Genomic DNA, 17,707 nt, shown 5'->3' with positions numbered 1-17,707 from the left:
TTGCGCCTCGCTGTCATTCCGGGGCGATGCGCAAGCATCGAACCCGGAATCTCGAGATCGTTGCGTGAGAGTCCGGGTTCGCGACGACGTCGCGCCCCGGAATGACGAGAGAGAACGCTTTGGCGCCGAAACATGCGGGTTTCCGCCATGAAGCGCAATGGATCATCTGGTGGCGCGCCGCGTTATCGCTGGAACCCAGGAAAAACCAGAGAAGAGCGAGAGGGGAAGACGATGCCAGAGCTTGCAATTTCCGCCGAGAAGGTCGCTTTCATCATCGAGAAGGCCCGCGAATTCGACGTCAAGGAAGCAGCATCCGATCCGGACTCGGGCTCGAACCCCTCCGACGATGACGGGATCGACGTTCTGGAGGACACGGCGTCCGATCCGGTCGCAAGCGAGTTGACCGGCTTCATCGGGGCGCTGAACGAGGACGAGCAGCTCGACCTCGTGACGCTGATGTGGATTGGCCGCGGCGACGGCTCCGTCGACGAGTGGGACGATCTGCGCGCCCGCGCCGCCGAGGCCCGCGCCGAATACAAGGCGCCCCGGCGTGAAGCTGTGCAATATCTGCTGGGCGAGCCGATGCTGGGCGATCTGTTGGCCGACGGTCTCGACGAACTCGGCATCGACTGGACCGATGAGCGCCTCACTGCCGATTCCTCCGGTCCCAGCGAACGGGACGAGGATGAGCCGACGAAACGGCGATGAGTAGCCGGGCTCGCAGTGAGCCGGAAATGATTGGGCTCTGACGCCTCCACACCATCATGCCCGGGGCAAGCCCGGGCATGATGGTCTTTCGTGGATTGCGCCGTCTCAGGCGCGATGGCTCACAGCGTGCCCGGGAACGCGCCACCGTCGAGCAGGATGTTCTGCCCGGTGATGAAGCCGGCCTTGGCGCCGCAGAGAAAAGCGCAGGCATAGCCGAACTCGTCCGGCTGGCCGAAGCGGCCGGCGGGATTGAGCTTGGCGCGCTCGGCCAGGATCTGCTCCGGCGTTGTGCCGCGCTTGTCGGCCTCGGCCTTGGCGGTGCCGGTCAGGCGGTCGGTCTCGAACGGGCCCGGCAGGAGGCCGTTGATGGTGACGTTGTTGATCACGGTCTTGCGCGACAGGCCGGCGATGAAGCCGGTGAGGCCGGCGCGCGCGCCGTTGGAGAGGCCGAGGATGTCGATCGGCGCCTTCACCGCGGCCGAGGTGATGTTGACGATGCGGCCGAACTTGCGCGCCATCATGCCGTCCACGGTCGCCTTGATCAGCTCGATCGGGGTCAGCATGTTGGCGTCGATCGCCTTGATCCAGTCGTCGCGGGTCCAGTTGCGGAAATCGCCGGGCGGCGGGCCGCCGGCATTGTTGATCAGGATGTCCGGCTCGGGGCAGGCCTTCAGCACGGCCTCGCGGCCCGCCGGCGTCGTGATGTCGCCGACGATCTCGGTGACCGTGACGGCCGGATAGAGTTTGCGGATGTCGTCGGCGGTTTTCTTCAGGGCCTCGGCGCCGCGCGCGGTCAGCGTGACGTGAACGCCGGCTTCGGCCAGCGAGATGGCGCAGGCGCGGCCGAGGCCCTTGCTGGATGCGCAGACGATGGCGCGGCGACCTTTGATCCCAAGATCCACTGTTTCACTCCCGTAATGTCAGGCAGGTTTTGGACGGGCGGCACTCTAGCCAATCGTGGTGCCGCTGATAAGGGACGGGCTCGCACCAAAATGCATGCGCATCCGCGCGGCGATGCAAATGCGCCTGATCAGATGTGCCGCTCCTGCTTGAGGCGGTCGATCGCGGCAGCGGCTTCCGGCGGCAGCGACTTGAAGCCCATCTGCCCGGCCGCCGAGAACAGTGGCCGCAGATGCGAGCCGGCCAGGAAGGGAGGCTGGCGGTTGGCCGGCACGATCTGGTCGAACACCAGCACCAGCGTGGTGGCGACGAGGCCGACCCTGATGGCGCCGAGCGCGGCGCCGCCAAGGCGGTCGCCGATCCCGGCCTCACGGACCGTGTCGTTCACCGCGAGGCGGCCGATATGTCCGAACAACATGCCGACGACGAGAAAGATGCCGAAGAACCAGATCCAGTTCTGGAGCAGCGGCGCGTTCGGATTGCTTGCGACCTGCGGCACGATCAGCGGCATCAGCGCGACCGCGATGGGCGCGGCGAGCAGATAGGCGAGGATGGTCATGGCGCTGCGCAGCAGGCCGGTCCTGAATCCGAAGCCGATGGCGATGGCGAGCGCCGCATAGACCGCGAGATCGAAACTGTTCATGAGCAGAGCCCTGCCTCGATGGAACGAATGAACGCCGAACCGATCATTCTGGTGTCAGACCGCTAAAATCGTCTGTATTTTTGGCTCCGGAAGCTCAAGGGTTACGCCCAAGGAAATCGTCATGTCAGGCCTATTCGACGTCAGTAAAGAAACCATCCTCGTCACCGGCGCGAGCCAGGGGCTGGGGTGGCAGTTTGCCCGGCTGCTGGCGGCGCATGGCGCGGCCGTCGCGCTCGCGGCACGGCAAACGGACAAGTTGAAGAATCTGGAACAGGAGATCCGCGGCAACGGCGGCCGCGCCGCCGCCGTCGCGCTCGACGTCACCGACATCGCCTCGATCGCGAAGGCCGTCGATGCCACGGAAGCCGCGCTCGGTCCCGTCACGGTGCTGATCAACAATGCCGGCATCGCCATCGAGAAGCTGGCGACCGAGCAGACCGAGGCCGATTGGGACACGGTGATCGGCGCCAATCTCAAGGGCGCCTATTTCCTCGCGACGGAAGTCGCGCGGCGCATGATCGCGCGCAAGCAGGAAGGCAACATCGTCAACATCGCCTCGGTGCTCGGCACCGGCGTCTTGAAAGCGGTGTCGCCCTACGCGATCTCCAAGGCCGGCATCATCCAGGCGACGAAGGCGATGGCGCTGGAGCTTGCGGGGCAGAACATCCGCATCAACGCGCTGGCGCCCGGCTATATCGACACCGAGATGAACCACGCCTTCTGGTCGACGCCGGCAGGCGAGCGCCTGGCAAAACGCATCCCCCAGCGCCGCGTCGGCGCCGAGTCCGATCTCGACGGCGCGATCCTGCTGCTGGCCTCGAAGGCCTCGCGCTACATGACGGGGAGCGTGGTGACGGTGGACGGCGGGTTCTTGTTGAATTGATTGCTTCCGTCGTCCCGGCCCCCATGCGCAATTGCGCACTAGTGGTTCATCACAGTGATTATGACTCTTTGGCGGTGGCTGGATAGGCGCGGCCGAGTTTGGTGCGGGCTTTTTCTGTTGTGAACATCCATTTGATGCGGGCTCGGGTTTTATTCCGCCTCTTTTGCCATGCTGCGATCTCGTTTCGGAGCCTTTTGGGATCGTCGATGCGGCGGCCGAGACACTGACGCTGTAGCACGCTGATCTCGCACTCGACCATATTGAGCCAACTGGCGTGCTTCGGGGTGAAGTGGAATTCGAGGCGGCGCAGGATGCGCCGGGCCTCGGCGGGCGCGAAGGCCTCATACAGCGCCCCAGGCTTGTGGATCGACAAATTGTCCTGCACGACACGGATGCAGGCGGCGTCGGGATAATGGACGTCGACGAGATCACGCATGCAGTGGGCGTAGTCCACGGCGGCGCGGCGGTCGGTGACCTTGACGTTGCGCCAGCCCCGATGTGGATCGAAGGTGACGAAGAGATTGGCGGTGCCGTTGCGGCGATACTCGTAATCGTAGCGCTCGCGCTGTCCCGGTTGGGCCGGGACCGGCTGGCGCACCTCGCCGATCAGCTGGATGGGGGTCTCGTCGAAGCAGACCAGCGGCCGGGCGGGATTCTGCGTCTCGGCGTAGAGGTCGAGCACGTCCTCCATGCGGGCAACGTATTCGCCGTCGACATGGGGAATGCACCACATGTCCCTGCGCCACGGCTTGAGGTCGTTCTCGGCCAGCCGGCGACGCACGGTCTCGCCCGACAGGCTGTTGTGATCGGTGAGCTTGACCATCGTGTCGGCCAGCAGCGTCAGCGTCCAGCGTTTGCAGCCAGCGGGCGGCTTGGCGCATGCGGTCGCCACCAGCAGGGCTTCCTCCTTGCCGGTCAGCTTGCGCTCAGCGCCCGGACGCGGCTCCTCGCTCAGGGCCCGCTCCATATTGCCTTCCACGAAGCGGCGCCTGGTCCGGCCGACGGTGGAGAGGCTGACACTCACGGTCCGGGCAATCTCCTCGTCGCGGCAGCCTCCATCGGCCGCCAGCAAAATCTGCGCCCGCTTAAGCTTGCGGGCGGCGTGCTTGCCGCCGCCGAGCATCGCCGTCAGTTCGTCGCGCTCGGCTTGGCTCAATTCGACCCGATAACGTACATTCATGCTTTGCCTCCTTGTCGGAGGCCGGGACGAATCCAACGATGAGTCAAAAATCAGGCGCGCGCTTCACCGAGAAGCAGGGTTATTACCTGGCCTTCATCCATACCTACGCCCATATGTTCGGACGTCCCCCGCCGAAGCCGACATCCAGCGCCACTTCCGCGTCAGCCCGCCTTCGGTCCATCAGATGATCGTCACCCTCGAACGAAACGGCTTCATCCGACGTCAACCCGGCGTCCCCAGAAGCATCGAAATCCTCGTGCCACCGGAAAGCTTGCCGATCCTCGAATGGCTCGGTATCAAAACGTCAAAATCACTGTGATGAACCACTAGGCCGGGACGACAGTGGAGAGTGACGCGACAGCGTCGCTAATTCGCCCGCACTTCCGCCCTGATCATATCCGCCGCCTTCTCTCCGATCATGATCGTCGGCGCATTGGTGTTACCGCCGATCAGCGTCGGCATGATCGAGGCATCGACGACGCGCAAGGCCTCGACGCCGTGCACCTTCAAATGCGGATCGACCACGGCCATCGCGTCCGTGCCCATCTTGCAGGTGCCGACGGGGTGATAGACGGTGTCGACGCGATTGCGCAGGATGGCGCGGATGTCGTCGTCCGTCTTCACATCGGACGTGAACATGTCCTTCTTCTGCAACGCGCGCATCGCAGGCGTCTCCATCAGCCGTCGCGTGGTCTTGAAGCCTGCGACCATCGTCTCGAGATCCTCCGCCTCGCCCAAGAAGTTCGGATCGATCATGGGGGCTGCGAGCGGATCGGCGCTCTTCAGCCAGACGCTGCCGCGGCTCTTCGGTCTGAGCAGGCAGACATGGCACGAGAAGCCCGCTTCCTTGTGCTTCTTGCGGCCGTGGTCGTCGAGCATCGCGATGATGAAGTGCAGTTGAATGTCCGGCACGTCGAGGTGGGCCTGCGTCTTCAGGAAGCCGCCACACTCGGCGAAATTGGTGGTCATCAGGCCGCGTCGCTCGCGGCGGTACCGCTGGATCGCGCGCAGCAGGGATGGCAGCCGGCCGAGTGACGCGTGAACGAAGTGCGGATAGTCGGAGGCGTAGACGAACACGAAATCCGGATGGTCCTGCAGATTGCGCCCGACGCCCGGCAAATGATGCACGACGCCGATGCCGTGCGCGGCAAGCGCATCGCCGTCGCCGACGCCCGACAGCATCAGCAACTGCGGCGACTGGAAGGCGCCGGAGGCGAGGATCACCTCGCGGCGGGCGCGGAGCTGCTTCAGCTCCTTGCCCTGCCGGTACTCGACGCCCGCTGCGCGCCCACCTTCGAACAGGATGCGCGTGGCATGCGCTTGCGTCTCGACGCGCAGATTCGCCCGCTTGCCCATGTGGGGATCCACATAGGCGCGCGCCGCGCTCCAGCGCTCGCCACCGTGCTGCGTCACCTGGTAGCTGCCGAGCCCTTCATGGTCGTCGGCATTGAAGTCCTCGCGGATGCGGAACTGCGCCTCGCGCGCAGCCTGATGGAAGACGTCATGGATCGGATTGTCCGAGCGCAGCTTGTTGACATGCAGCGGGCCGCCCTTGCCATGATATTCGCCGTCGAAATCGGCGTTGTTCTCCGAGCGCTTGAAGTAGGGCAGCACATCCGCATACGACCAGCCGGCATTGCCGAGCGCGGCCCAGTGGTCGTAGTCCCATTTGTTGCCGCGGATGTAGACCATCGCGTTGATCGCCGAGGAACCGCCGAGGCCCTTGCCGCGCGGTTGATAGCCGATGCGGCCGTTCAATCCCTTCTGCGGCACAGTGTCGAACGCCCAGTTGGCCGCGCGGTATGGCAAAGCGAGCCCGAATGGCGTGGTGATCCGCCAACTGTCGTTCCGCCCGCCCGCATCGAGCAGCGCCACTGATGTCGCCGCATCCTCCGACAGCCGCCCCGCAACGGTGCAGCCGCCGGAGCCCGCGCCCACGACGACAAAATCGAATGTGTCAGACAATGTTGTTTCTCCCCTTATCGTCATTCCGGGGCGCGCGTAGCGCGAACCCGGAATCTCGAGGTTCCGGGTTCGCTTCGCGCCCCGGAACGACTGCCCCTACGACATGAACCGCATCATCTTCTCCAGCCGCGCGATCTTGCCGCCATAGGGCGGGTAGAGATCGGCGAGGCGGTTGAATTTCGAGCGGTAGAACACCGGCTTCAGCTTGCTGAACGTGCGAAAACCCCATTCGCCGTGATAGGCGCCGGTGCCGGATGCGCCGACGCCGCCCATCGGCTGGTTCACCTGCGCGAAGTGGAACAGGCAGTCGTTGACGGTGACGCCGCCGGAGACGGTGCGCGACAGCACCGCGTCGCGCGCGTCGCGGTCCTTGCCGAACCAGTAGAGCGCAAGCGGCCGGTCGCGGCGGTTGACGAAGGCGATGGCATCCGCCGGCTCGCGATAGCCCAGCACCGGCAGCACCGGCCCAAATATCTCCTCCTGCATCACCGCCATGTCTTCGGTGGCGCCAAGGATCAGCGTCGGCGGGAATTTGCGGTGCGCCTTCCAGTTGGGATCGTCGGCCCTTGCCGGTTGCAGGATTCTTGCGCCGCGCTCTACGGCATCCGCGACGAGACCTTCGAGCCGCGCGTAGTGCCGGTCGGAGATGACGGAGGTGTAGTCCTTGTTCGCGGGATCGGTGCCGAACATGCGCCGCATCTGCGTGCGCAGCTTCTCGGCGAAGGCCTGCAGCGAGCGCTCCGGCACCAGCACGTAATCCGGCGCGATGCAGGTCTGCCCGGCATTGAGCAGCTTGCCGTAGGCGATGCGCTCGGCCGCCTCATCGAGATCGGCGGAGGCGTCGATGATAGCAGGCGACTTGCCGCCGAGTTCGAGCGTCACAGGCGTCAGATTGCGCCCCGCGGCCTCCGCGACCAGCCGTCCGACCCGGGTCGAGCCGGTGAACACCAGATGATCGAAGGGGAGCGACGCGAAGGCCTTGGCGATCTCGTCCTCGACGCCGGTGACGAGCAGCTCGGTCGCGTCGAACCTTGCGGCAACCGTCTCTTTCAGCAGGCCTGCGAAATGCGGGACGAGCTCGCTCGGCTTGATCATGACCAGGTTGCCGGCGGCAATCGCGCCGATCGCGGGCGCCAGCGTCAGCTGGAGCGGATAATTCCAGGGCGCGATGATGCCGACGACGCCGAGCGGCTGCGGCATCAGCCGGTTGCGCGCCGGCAGGAATTGCAGCGCGGTGGCGATGCGCTGCGGCGCCATCCAGCTCTTCAGGTGTTTTGTCGCATGCCGGATCTCGCTGTAGACCATCATGGTCTCGGCAATGGTGGTCTCGACCGCCGAGCGGTGGCCGAAATCGGCCGAGATCGCCTGGCGGAAGCGCTCTTCATTGTCGGCGACGACGGCGCGCAGCCGCGCCAGCCGGTCGAGCCGCTCGGCCAGATCAGCGGCCGGCTCCGCCCGCGACCGCGCGACCATGGCGTGGAAGGCGTCGTCGAGGGCCCGCAGCGGGGCGCTTGTCAGGGATCGGTCCAAAGATCGGTCCAAGATCTGGTCCCGGATATGGTCCATGGCGTTGCTCCCTAAACTGGCGTTTCGCCCTTGGTTTTGTTGCGGCAAGCTGGCCCTTTGCGGAACTTCTGGCAAGGGCGCGGCTGGCGGGCCGGAATCCGGTCCATCCACCTGTCATAAAGTCGAAAAAAACGTCCTCGCAGCCCTTTCCAAAGGCAGCCCGGGTTGGTACATACCCCCCGCACCCGACGGGCTTTGCCCCGGGGTTGCCTTCCAAGGAAGCCTTTGGGACGGAAGAAGCAAGCCACGCGAACAGCGCCGGCCCTCATCCCCCGTCCCCGGCATTTTAACGAAGGCGCGCAACGGTTTAACGCGGGGTGGAGCAGCCCGGTAGCTCGTCAGGCTCATAACCTGAAGGTCATAGGTTCAAATCCTATCCCCGCAACCAACGATTCTTGCGAAAGCAAGGCACCCAAAACCCCGGCTTCCGCAAGGATGTCGGGGTTTTTCTTGTTCGCGGCGAACCGAAGGATCGCAGCCAGGTCGCCGCGCAGCACGATCGCCAGTTCGGCCTCGTTGGGCACGAGCGTCACCTGATCGACCAGCGTCCGGAACAGCTCAGCCGCCTCGGCCGTGCCGTCCGCGCTCAGTAGGCTCTCGTAAAGCGCGGCGACCCGCTGGCGGTATATCTCCGCCATGTTCGGATGCAGAAGGGGCGGTGGTTCCTCAGCGTTCGCCAGCAACTCGGTCAGTTCGGCCTTGCGGGCTTCAAGACCACCAATCTTGTCCTTGAGCTGAGCGCCGGGCACACCATCCAGGATGGCTTGGATCGCTCGATCCAAGTCCCGTTGAACGCGTTCCAACTCTTTGCGCTGACTGATGATGTCTGCGCTGCGCTCAATCCGCAGCCGGTTCACCTCGCGAGTGAATTCGTCGCAGAACTCCTTGAATAGCCCGGGCTCCATCAAGTGTGTCCGGAGGCCGCTAAGCACGGAGGCTTCAAGGGCGTCTCGCCTTATGTTCAAGCGGTTTTCGCAGGTGCCCTTATTCCGCGACGTTGCGCAGCCAAGCAGATCTTTCGAGATCATCGTATAACCGCCGCCACAGCAGCCACACTTCACGAGGCCGGCAAATAGGTGCTTCGGGCGCCGCCGCTCATTCAACGGGTTCTCGCCGGGCTCAGACGTCTCATAGGCGAGTGATTTTTGGCGCGCTTTCACCGCATTCCAAACTTCCTGGTCGATGATGCGCATCTCCGGAACCTCCTGAATCACCCACTCGGATTCAGGATTGAGACGCGACACCCGCTTTCCCGTATCCGGGTCTTTCAGATAGCGGAGCCGGTTCCAGACGAGGCGCCCGACATAAAGTTCGTTGTTGAGGATCCCGACGCCGCGCTTCGGGTTGCCATGGATCGTTGACGGCCCCCATTCGGCGTCCTGTGGTCCAGGCACGGCTTCCTTATTCAGCTCAAAGGCAATCGCGCGGGACGACTTGCCGGCAATGTAGTCTGCAAAGATACGGCGTACGACGGCAGCTTCCGCCTTGTTGATCGTCCGATCGCCGCGGATCGGCTCGCCATTCGCCGCGAACTGCTTCACCACGTCATACCCAAAGCAGAGCCCACCACCGGACTTGCCATTCGCGACGCGGCCGCGCAGCCCGCGGCGCGTCTTGTCGGCGAGATCCTTCAGGAAGAGAGCGTTCATTGTGCCCTTGAGACCGACGTGCAGATGCGTCACGTCACCCTCCGACAGCGTAACGATACGCACACCGCCGAAAGCCATACGCTTGAACAGTCCAGCGATATCCTCCTGATCGCGGCTCAGGCGATCCATCGCCTCTGCGAGCACGACGACGAATTTGCCGCGCATCGCGTCGCCGATCAGTTCCTGAATGCCGGGACGCAACAGCGACGCGCCAGAGATTGCGCGATCGGTATAGCTATCGACGACCGTCCAGCCCTGCTTCTCGGCGTGCAGGCGGCACAGCCGCAACTGATCCTCGATTGAAGCGTCTCGCTGATTGTCTGATGAGTAGCGGGCGTAGAGCGCGACCTTCACGAGGCGACCTCCTTACTCCGGAAGGTGGTCTCGCGTCCGGCTATCAGTTTCGGCTCGAATGAAGTCCCGCGCGGCCTGTCGCGCCAGCAGTCGGACCAGATTGACGAGGCGTGGATCGGGTTTTGATGAGGCAAGCGCAACCGGTTCGCGGGTCGCGTCGGTAACCACAAGAAGCTGTTCGGCTGTTGTACGTCTCGGTCGCGCCACGATCGCGTCCTTGTCCTAGCGCGGAATACCCCGCTTCGCGACAATGATGCCCAGCAGCAGCGCGTCGGCAAGGTAAAAATGTATTGTAAGTCAATGGCTTGCGGCGAATTGGAGCAGATTCTGGCGGGTGGCAGCGCAGCGGCGGGACGCGGGTCGACCGTCGTCGTAGCCATAATATTTTTGTGATCGCCCCCCTTGGAAGAGGGGCGTCTTGTCATGGTGGCACCCCCCTGCGGCACCCATGCCTTTGAGGGGCCATCTTCATTTGGCGAGACCGATAACAATTCCACCAGCCTTGCACTCCAAAGAAAATACGGTTATATATCTGGATATAGCACGGAGGGACGCGATGAGCAACAGTGCGCAGAAGAGAGCCCTCGAGAATTATCGGTCCCGCCTGACTAAGCGTGGCATCGCGCGGTTCGAGATCCAGGCGCTCGACGCCGACCGCGATCTGCTTCGATCCCTTGCCCGGAAATTGACGGAGGACGGTCCGGAAGCCGGGCAGCTTCGCCGGACTATACGGCAGGCAGTGGCGGGTGAGCCTCCAAAAGCGGGGGGGATTCTCGCCGCGCTGCGTCGCTCACCTATGGTCGGCGCAGATCTCGGCCTCAGCCGCCCGCGAGAAGAGGGGCGTAAGGTCGATCTGTGACGCGCTACCTCCTTGATACCAATATCATCAGCAACATCATAAAGCCGGAGCCGTCGGACTCGCTGCTGGCTTGGATGGGTGCTCAGAAGGATGACGACCTCTTCATTGCTTCGCTTACCGTCGCCGAAATCCGCCGAGGCATCTTAGAGAAACCAAAGGGCAAGAAGCGCAATAGCCTTGAAACTTGGTTCGCGGGCCCCGAAGGTCCGCAAGCGCTGTTCGCTGGCCGCGTGCTGTCGTTCGACGAGAAAGCTGGCCTCGTGTGGGCGCGGCTGATGGCCAACGGCAAAGCCAAAGGCCGTTCGCGAAGCGCGCTAGACACAATCATTGCCGCTGTAGCCGAAGCCAACCAGTGCGTCGTCGTGACCGATAATGAAAAGGACTTCGAGGACATTCAGATCATCAACCCGCTCCGTGCTCTGGGAGCCAGGAGGTAGGCAGGTGACGATAGCTCGGACGGTCCGGCCGATTCACTTCGAGGATTTCAGCGGCACCGAGTTCGAACGCCTCGTGTTCGCCTACCACCTTTGCGATGGCTGGACTGATCTCGCTTGGTTCGGTCAGACGGGAAGTGACCAAGGGCGTGACATCATCGGCACACGTCCGTTCGACGACCAACCGGACGAGCGCACTGTCATTCAATGCGTCAATCGCGGCAGCCTGACCCACGCGAAGGCGGAGAAGGATATGGCCGCGGCGGTGAACGCAGTAACCGGCAAACCTGACGCGTTCAAGTTCGTATGCCGTGGCAGTGTCTCCGCCCAGCGTCGCGATGAGGTTCGCGCGGCGGCCGCGAAACTGGGTGTCCCTAAAGTAGCGATCTGGTCCGGCGCGGAATTCGAGGAGCGTCTCCGGCTTCGAGCCGAATTCCTCCTGCGCCGCCTGGTCGAGGGCATTCCGTTTCCCGACAGCGAAGGCGAGCTGCGCAATTTCGTCGACAAGTTTCAGGACATCGATGACGAGCAAGCCCTTGCAATGTTCGCCCGCGCCTTCGACCGGCCAGCGTTTCGGACGCCATTCCAGCAAGAGACCAATCGACGACACTATGGGCTGTGTCCGGCACACTGGGTGACCTCGTCCAATTTGAACCGTTCCCTGATGGAAGGATGGACCCGTGCGTCATGCGGTATGCGCGCCTCCGAATGCTTGGAGGCGCTGATATGACGAACACTCCGGAGCGGTCAGCGGTAACCCACACGGGCTATCATTGACAAGACTGTTACCGCATCAGCGAACTTGCACTGACCGTAACTGTTTCTTGCTGCGCTGCGGGCGCTCCGGTTTGCGACCGTTGGACGAGGTTGGAATCCGTGTACCCTTGGGCGGCTGAACAAAGAGCTCGGACAAATGAACGCCGAGCGTGTCGGCGATCCGCTCAAGAAGATCAATCGTCGGGTTTTTCGACTGCCGTTCAAGACTGCTCATGTAGGAGCGGTCTATCCCAGCCTCGCAAGCCAATTTTTCTTGCGAGATACCTCGCTCTACGCGAATCCGACGCACATTCCAGGCCACTAGGGCGCGAGTTTTCATGTGCCACACCATGGCCTCGGCCGCGCCGTCAAACCACTGGATATAACCCCACTATTAGTTCTTCGCGAAAGTAAGCCGCAGATCGCTTGCCCGACCCGGCAGCCCAAGGCTTGTCGGTGTTCCGTTTTATGAGCGAGACAGACTGGACAAGATCGGGTGCGGTTTGTTCATCTCTGGCGAAGGCCACGTACCTAGATGCGCGCGTTCGCTGTCGCGAACCGGGCTCTATGAGCTGCGCTTACCGAGTCCCTTACGGAAACGGGGTCTCGGCCCATGCGGGTAACGATCCCATCGCGCAAGACATAATGTGCTCCTCGCCGGGGGCACTCGGAAAAGGGGCTCCCCTTCGGCGACCGCTATCACTGGCCCGTTCCCGGGTGCCGCTGCTAAGCCGGTCTCGTCGTTGCACTCGGACCCGCGTGCCCCTTCGGGCCGCTATGCTCACGCTCTCCGGGTGCCATTTCAGAGGGCGATGCGCTGCGCGCACGCCGTCCTTGCACGAATGATTCCTGGCCAATCAGGTAACGACCAGGCATCGCTGGGGAATGGCGGCCAGCTCTTTTCCAGGTTTACAACCGCAAGGTGGCAGAACACGCCCAGTTGTTTGGGCTGTTCCATTCGTTCGAAACCGCTTTTCGGTCCACCGTGGCCGTCACACTGGAGCGGCATTACGATCACCAGCGGTGGTGGCGGAAGATCGATGATGAGTTGCGAAATGGCAACAAAGCTCGATCCGTAAAGAAGATCGGAACTGTGCCAATACCATCCGACACCGCACACTCATTCGGCGAGATCATCTACGCCATCGACGGGGACCGATTTCAGCGAAATCTCGTTTGGGGATTTGTAAACGGGTTCCAGTTTGTCGAGGCTTGCCATCTTAGTCACATAGCGCGTCTGATCGAAGATCACTGGACCATATTCTCTTCGCGATTCGTGCGCGGTCCAAACCGCCTCTCGCTGGATCACTTCAAGCGGAAATTCAAACGGTTCGTGATGCTCGAAATGACGTGTATCACCACAAGTCGATCGCACGGATGACTGATGTCGTTTTCAACGCAGAAGATCTACTTGATTACCTCGACTTCTCTCTGAATTTCGTGTGCACAAAAATCGGTGAAACTACGCCCACAAGTTTGAGATTCGCCGTTGCCGTTGAAGTTCGTCACCGAACTTGGTGAATGTCCACTATCGGGATTGCGTCTCCTTCGCCGTGAACGCCACTGATCATCTGCTCAAAAGATCGGTGCCATGTTCTTCGGGGCCGCTTTGTCGCGATAGACGGCAAGGCCGCCGAACGCACGGATGTCGCGTATTATGCGCTGCGGGGGAAAGCCTTCCCCTACGCCCGAGCCTGAGGTCTCGGCCGACCCCTTCTGCGGGGAGAACCCCGCAACGCCCCCTTTTAGAGTGAGAGAGCGGACGGGCTTCGCCATGACGGGTTGAAAACGGAGGAGAGGTCTCCGGTGCCTGTCGTGGAGATGACCCATGACCCAAGTCAGAAGTTCTGAGCGCTGGCCACGACCACATCGGCGGCTACCAGGTGGACGTGACCCGCGGCGAGCGCGTCGGCCGAGTATCGTCGGAACGGTTCTCGCGGCCAGCGGACGAGCGCTATCTATCCCTGTCGGACCTCTATGCCACGTGCGTAGACGGACCGAGCGAAGCCGGACCCGAACGCTCGAGAGCGCTGCGATCCGGGTTGAGGCCGCCGCGACGATGCCGAGCGCCTCGCTCTGCTGCTGCCCGGTTCCGACGCGCCGACTCACTGGAGTTTCGGCCAACTTGTCCAGCTTAGTTGGAGAGCCGGCGGCTTACCTCCGTCAGCTTCCGGCGCCGCTCGCTAGCATCAACCTGCAGTTCGGCCTCAGCTCTCATCGAACCGAGCAGCTCAAGGCGCTCGAGATAGAGGATGGTCGCGTCGAGCTTCGCGCCGCTACTGGCCCCGAATATGGGCCGTTATCTAAACAGTCAGGCTGTCTCACCAGCTTTTCACTGATCCCTTCCCATCGACGTTGAGCGTGACGCCGCCCGCAAGCGGTGGCGATCCCGTGCGCTCGCGTCGCTCCCAAGGAGCTATCACGATGTCTTTCAGGATGCAGTCCGGAGCGCGTGCCGATGTTTACACGCGCATCACCGCGGAGATCATCGCGGCAATCGAGCAAGGTGCAGGCCAGTGGCGTGCGCCGTGGTTCCACAACGGGACGAGTGTTGCTCGCCCAATCAACGTCGCTTCGGGCAGACGCTGCCGGGGCATAAACACGGTGGCGCTCTGGGTCGCAGCCACGGCCAGCCATTACAGCGATGGCCTGTGGGGCACCTATCGGCAATGGCGGGACGCTGGCGCGCAGGTGCGCAAGGGCGAACGCGCTACCACTGTTGTGCTGTGGAAGCAGGTCGCTCCGTCCGAGCCGGCTGACGACGATGACGGCGATCGGCGGATGTTTGCCCGAGCATTCTCGGTGTTCAACGTCGCTCAGGTGGACGGATACGAGCGCCCTCCGACGAACGTCCTTCCAGAGAACGAGCGCCTCGCGCATGCGGAAGCTTTCATCGCCAACCTCGGGATCAAGACTGTATTCGGCGGATCCGAGGCTTACTACCTTCCGTCATCGGACACGGTATTCATGCCGGACTTCGCGTCCTTCCGCGATGCCGCATCATTCTATGCTGTCTGGCTGCATGAGGACGGCCATGCCTCAGGGGCAAAGCACCGGCTTGACCGCGATCTCTCGGGTCGGTTCGGCTCGGCTGCCTATGCCGCCGAGGAATGTTGCGTGGAGATTCTCAGCGGGCTTGTCCTTGCCGATTTGGGCATAGCCCATTATCCGCATCCCGATCACGCAGCGTATATTGCGTCGTGGATCGAAGTGTTGAAGGACGATCCTCGGGCCATCTTTACTGCCGCCAGCAAGGCGCAGCAGGCCGCCGACTGGATGCACGCGCAGCAGCCCGTATCTGCTGAGGACCGTCAGACTTCATCCGCAGTCCCCGACGAGGCGGATGCGTACCAGTCTCATTTTCCTCTTGTCGCTAGCACGTTGTAGCAGGGCGCGGACCTGGAGATGCTGGACGTTCACGTTCTCCAGCTGGAGGCTCGCGCGAAGAAGCTGCCCGACCGCGCGACCTGACACCCGGAAAGCCGGAGATGCGGAAAGGCGTGCTTCCTACTCCGTGCCTTTCCGTCTTTCCTGATCGTCAGTTTGTGGCGCTGCCCTTGAGAGGAAGAGGGCGGCGCCGCGCTTCGTGACGGGTTGGAGGTCCAGAGAGAGACTTTGGGTCGCCCGTCGCGGAGTATTACCTATGGCTACTGCCGTTCAGAAGATCACGCTGTCGTCCTCGCGCGACATTCCCTTCAACAAGCTGGTGCTCAGCCAGTCAAACGTCCGGCGTGTGAAGGCCGGCGTCTCCATCGAGGAGCTGGCCGAGGACATCGCCAGGCGTACCTTGCTCCAGAGCCTCAACGTCCGCCGGGTCCTCGACCCCGAAGGCGCCGAGACCGGCATGTTTGAGATCCCGGCCGGCGGCCGCCGCTATCGCGCGCTGGAGCTGCTCGTGAAGCAGAAGCGCCTGGCCAAGACCGCGCCGGTGCCCTGCGTCGTTCGCGACAGCGGCATCGCCGAGGAAGATTCGCTCGCCGAGAACGTCCAGCGAGCTCCGCTGCACCCGCTCGATCAGTTCCGTGCCTTCCGGGCTCTGCGCGAGAAGGGCCGGACCGAGGAGGACATCGCCGCGGTCTTCTTCACCTCGGTCAATGTGGTGAAGCAGCGCTTGCGCCTGGCCTCGGTCTCGCCCGCGTTGCTCGACATCTATGCCGAGGACGGCATGTCGCTTGAGCAGTTGATGGCCTTCACCGTCACCGCGGATCATGGACGCCAGGAACAGGTCTGGCAGGCCATCTCCGGCTCCTGGCAGAAGGAGCCCTATCAGATCCGCCGCATGCTGACGGAGAAGACGGCGCGCGCCTCCGACCGGAGGGCCGTGTTTGTCGGCCTCGACGCCTACGAGGCGGCTGGCGGTGTGGTGCTGCGCGACCTGTTCCAGTCCGACGACGGCGGTTGGCTCGAGGACGTCGCTCTGCTCGACCGCCTGGTCGCCGAGAAGTTGAAGGCGGAGGCAGAAACGATCGCTGCCGAAGGTTGGAAGTGGATCGAGGTCGCGATCGACTTCCCCTACGGCCACACGCGTGGCTTGCGCGAGCTGGACAGCGTATCCGCCGGTCTCACCGCCGAAGAGCAGGCGACCATCGAGGCGCTCAAGGCCGAATTTGCCAGGCTCGAAGCCGAGCATGACGGCGCGGATGAGCTGCCCGACGAGGTTGACCAGCGACTTGGCGAAATCGAGACGGCTCTCGCCGTCTTTGACGATCGACCCATCAACTATCAGCTTGCCGACATCGCCCGCGCGGGTGTGTTCGTCGGCATCGACGCCGAAGGCACGCTCTTGGTTGATCGCGGTTACGTCCGCCCTGAGGACGAGCTACCCGTGGCCGAGCCAGAGCAGGGCAGCGATGGCGAACCCGCTGCCGCGACCTTCGACGGCGCCGAACCATCAGCGCCGGGAATCCAGCGCGCCGTCATCACCATCGGCGGGCAGCTCGCGGAGGCAGAGGATGAGGATGATGATGCGGTGAAGCCGCTCCCCGATCGCCTGCTGACCGAGCTCACGGCGGAGCGGACTTTGGCGCTGCGCGACAGGCTGGCGATCACGCCTTCGGTCGCCTTCCAGGCGGTGCTGCACAAATTCTGCCTCGACGTCTTCTCCCGCTATTCCTCCTACGGGACGGCGATGGAGGTCTCGGTGCGCAGCGTCAGCTTCCCGGTGCAAGCGCAAGGGCTGAAGGACACGCCAGCGGCCAAGGCGATCGACGCGCGCCACAAGACGTGGGAGGAGCGCCTGCCCAAGGAGAAGACCGAACTCTGGGATTGGCTGACCGGCCTCACCGGCGACGAGCAGGCGGCGCTCTTCGCGCACTGCGCCTCATTCGGCATCAACGCGCTCTACGAGAAGGGCGACCGCTACGGCGGCGGCATCACGCCGCACACCGTCGAGCACCGGATCACTGAGGCCGATCGCATCGCCCGGGCCGTCGACCTCGACATGGTGGAGTCCGGTTGGCGCCCGACCGTCGAGAACTATCTCGGCCGCGTCCCGAAGCTCCGCATCCTGGAAGCGGTGCGGGAGGGGGCCGGCGAGCGGGCCGCGCAGCTCATCGATCATCTGAAGAAGGGCGACATGGCCAAGGAGGCCGAGCGCCTCCTCGCCGAGGCCGGCTGGCTGCCCGAGCCCCTGCGGATGCCCGACGCCCAATTGGCGGCGGCTGTCGATGCTGCGGAGCCCGAGGGCGATGGCGAGGCGCTGCCGGAATTCCTCGCCGGCGACGACGAGGAAACTCCGGCCGATGAAGCAGACGAGTCGCGCATGATCGCGGCCGAATAGCTCGAGCACGCGGGGCGGCTTCGGCCGTCCC

At 63.4% G+C, this 17,707-nt stretch carries 17 protein-coding genes, 1 tRNA gene and 2 pseudogenes; 13 read left to right on the top strand and 7 right to left on the bottom strand.

Annotation, left to right across the window (positions count from 1 at the left end; genetic code table 11):
* The first annotated feature begins 231 nt into the window (after positions 1 to 231).
* Entirely contained in the window at positions 232 to 708 is a 477-nt protein-coding gene (locus EI171_RS01310; RefSeq protein ID WP_028173751.1) for a DUF3775 domain-containing protein, read from the top strand.
* 119 nt (positions 709 to 827) lie between these two features.
* Here EI171_RS01310 and EI171_RS01305 read toward each other — a convergent pair whose 3' ends face one another.
* Positions 828 to 1,610 (bottom strand): SDR family oxidoreductase, encoded by a 783-nt coding sequence (locus EI171_RS01305; RefSeq protein WP_011090612.1) that lies wholly within the window; start codon positions 1,608 to 1,610, stop codon positions 828 to 830.
* Between the two features lie 128 nt (positions 1,611 to 1,738).
* Positions 1,739 to 2,251, bottom strand: coding sequence for a CvpA family protein (locus tag EI171_RS01300; protein ID WP_011090611.1), 513 nt, complete (start codon positions 2,249 to 2,251; stop codon positions 1,739 to 1,741).
* A 121-nt stretch (positions 2,252 to 2,372) separates the two neighbouring features.
* On the opposite strand from EI171_RS01300, the gene EI171_RS01295 reads away from it, so the two are divergent.
* The gene (locus EI171_RS01295) at positions 2,373 to 3,134 is read left to right on the top strand and encodes an SDR family oxidoreductase (RefSeq protein ID WP_161532369.1); all 762 of its coding nucleotides are present in this window, start codon (positions 2,373 to 2,375) and stop codon (positions 3,132 to 3,134) included.
* 58 nt (positions 3,135 to 3,192) lie between these two features.
* Here EI171_RS01295 and EI171_RS01290 read toward each other — a convergent pair whose 3' ends face one another.
* Entirely contained in the window at positions 3,193 to 4,314 is a 1,122-nt protein-coding gene (locus EI171_RS01290) for an IS630 family transposase (protein ID WP_161532241.1), read from the bottom strand.
* On the opposite strand from EI171_RS01290, the gene EI171_RS01285 reads away from it, so the two are divergent.
* Positions 4,313 to 4,633: a LexA family protein gene (locus tag EI171_RS01285; RefSeq protein WP_371740233.1), complete on the top strand. Its 321-nt coding sequence runs from the start codon at positions 4,313 to 4,315 to the stop codon at positions 4,631 to 4,633. The two genes, EI171_RS01290 and EI171_RS01285, sit on opposite strands and share 2 nt — an antisense overlap.
* Positions 4,634 to 4,680: 47 nt before the next feature.
* Here EI171_RS01285 and EI171_RS01280 read toward each other — a convergent pair whose 3' ends face one another.
* Both EI171_RS01280 and EI171_RS01275 read right to left on the bottom strand, forming a co-directional pair.
* Entirely contained in the window at positions 4,681 to 6,279 is a 1,599-nt protein-coding gene (locus EI171_RS01280; protein ID WP_161532368.1) for a GMC family oxidoreductase, read from the bottom strand.
* A gap of 96 nt (positions 6,280 to 6,375) precedes the next feature.
* Positions 6,376 to 7,845, bottom strand: a complete 1,470-nt coding sequence (locus tag EI171_RS01275) for a coniferyl aldehyde dehydrogenase (protein WP_161532367.1) — start codon at positions 7,843 to 7,845, stop codon at positions 6,376 to 6,378.
* Between the two features lie 311 nt (positions 7,846 to 8,156).
* Here EI171_RS01275 and EI171_RS01270 point away from each other — a divergent pair.
* The 3 genes from EI171_RS01270 (at position 8,157) to EI171_RS46605 (ending at position 8,738) form a co-directional block, all read left to right on the top strand.
* Positions 8,157 to 8,233: transfer RNA gene (locus EI171_RS01270), tRNA-Met, on the top strand.
* 7 nt (positions 8,234 to 8,240) lie between these two features.
* Positions 8,241 to 8,438: a hypothetical protein gene (locus EI171_RS46610; RefSeq protein ID WP_371740406.1), complete on the top strand. Its 198-nt coding sequence runs from the start codon at positions 8,241 to 8,243 to the stop codon at positions 8,436 to 8,438.
* A 51-nt stretch (positions 8,439 to 8,489) separates the two neighbouring features.
* Positions 8,490 to 8,738 carry a hypothetical protein gene (locus tag EI171_RS46605; RefSeq protein ID WP_371740405.1) on the top strand — a complete coding sequence of 83 codons (249 nt, stop codon included), beginning with the start codon at positions 8,490 to 8,492 and terminating at the stop codon, positions 8,736 to 8,738.
* Between the two features lie 36 nt (positions 8,739 to 8,774).
* Here EI171_RS46605 and EI171_RS46600 read toward each other — a convergent pair.
* Positions 8,775 to 9,848: pseudogene (locus tag EI171_RS46600) on the bottom strand (recombinase family protein); the annotation flags it as partial.
* Positions 9,849 to 10,404: 556 nt separating this feature from the next.
* On the opposite strand from EI171_RS46600, the gene EI171_RS01260 reads away from it, so the two are divergent.
* Genes EI171_RS01260 through EI171_RS01250 form a run of 3 tightly spaced genes read left to right on the top strand, consistent with a single transcriptional unit; the run spans position 10,405 to position 11,871 of the window.
* Positions 10,405 to 10,707, top strand: a complete 303-nt coding sequence (locus EI171_RS01260; protein ID WP_028343822.1) for a hypothetical protein — start codon at positions 10,405 to 10,407, stop codon at positions 10,705 to 10,707.
* The gene (locus tag EI171_RS01255) at positions 10,704 to 11,144 is read left to right on the top strand and encodes a type II toxin-antitoxin system VapC family toxin (RefSeq protein ID WP_161532366.1); all 441 of its coding nucleotides are present in this window, start codon (positions 10,704 to 10,706) and stop codon (positions 11,142 to 11,144) included. The genes EI171_RS01260 and EI171_RS01255 overlap by 4 nt, the downstream gene beginning before the upstream one ends.
* A 4-nt stretch (positions 11,145 to 11,148) precedes the next feature.
* Positions 11,149 to 11,871, top strand: a complete 723-nt coding sequence (locus EI171_RS01250) for a restriction endonuclease (RefSeq protein WP_246740424.1) — start codon at positions 11,149 to 11,151, stop codon at positions 11,869 to 11,871.
* A gap of 63 nt (positions 11,872 to 11,934) precedes the next feature.
* On the opposite strand, the gene EI171_RS01245 is transcribed toward EI171_RS01250, so the two are convergent.
* The gene (locus tag EI171_RS01245; protein ID WP_161532365.1) at positions 11,935 to 12,237 is read right to left on the bottom strand and encodes a helix-turn-helix domain-containing protein; all 303 of its coding nucleotides are present in this window, start codon (positions 12,235 to 12,237) and stop codon (positions 11,935 to 11,937) included.
* Between the two features lie 582 nt (positions 12,238 to 12,819).
* Between EI171_RS01245 and EI171_RS01240 the strand changes: the two genes are divergently transcribed.
* From EI171_RS01240 to EI171_RS01225, 4 genes and pseudogenes are all read left to right on the top strand, one after another.
* Complete coding sequence (locus EI171_RS01240) at positions 12,820 to 13,278, top strand: hypothetical protein (RefSeq protein WP_161532364.1); 459 nt, start codon at positions 12,820 to 12,822, stop codon at positions 13,276 to 13,278.
* Positions 13,279 to 13,744: 466 nt separating this feature from the next.
* Positions 13,745 to 14,193: pseudogene (locus tag EI171_RS45355) on the top strand (DUF932 domain-containing protein); the annotation flags it as partial.
* Between the two features lie 128 nt (positions 14,194 to 14,321).
* On the top strand, positions 14,322 to 15,284 hold the full coding sequence (locus EI171_RS01230) for an ArdC family protein (protein WP_246740423.1): 963 nt from the start codon (positions 14,322 to 14,324) through the stop codon (positions 15,282 to 15,284).
* Between the two features lie 256 nt (positions 15,285 to 15,540).
* Positions 15,541 to 17,676 carry a ParB N-terminal domain-containing protein gene (locus EI171_RS01225; protein ID WP_161532363.1) on the top strand — a complete coding sequence of 712 codons (2,136 nt, stop codon included), beginning with the start codon at positions 15,541 to 15,543 and terminating at the stop codon, positions 17,674 to 17,676.
* Positions 17,677 to 17,707 lie beyond the last annotated feature (31 nt).

This window comes from Bradyrhizobium sp. LCT2, assembly GCF_009931255.1.
In the GTDB taxonomy this organism is placed as follows: Bacteria; Pseudomonadota; Alphaproteobacteria; order Rhizobiales; family Xanthobacteraceae; genus Bradyrhizobium; species Bradyrhizobium diazoefficiens.
The sequence above is the reverse complement of the archived record's forward strand: the minus strand, read 5'-3'. Positions and strand labels throughout refer to the sequence as shown.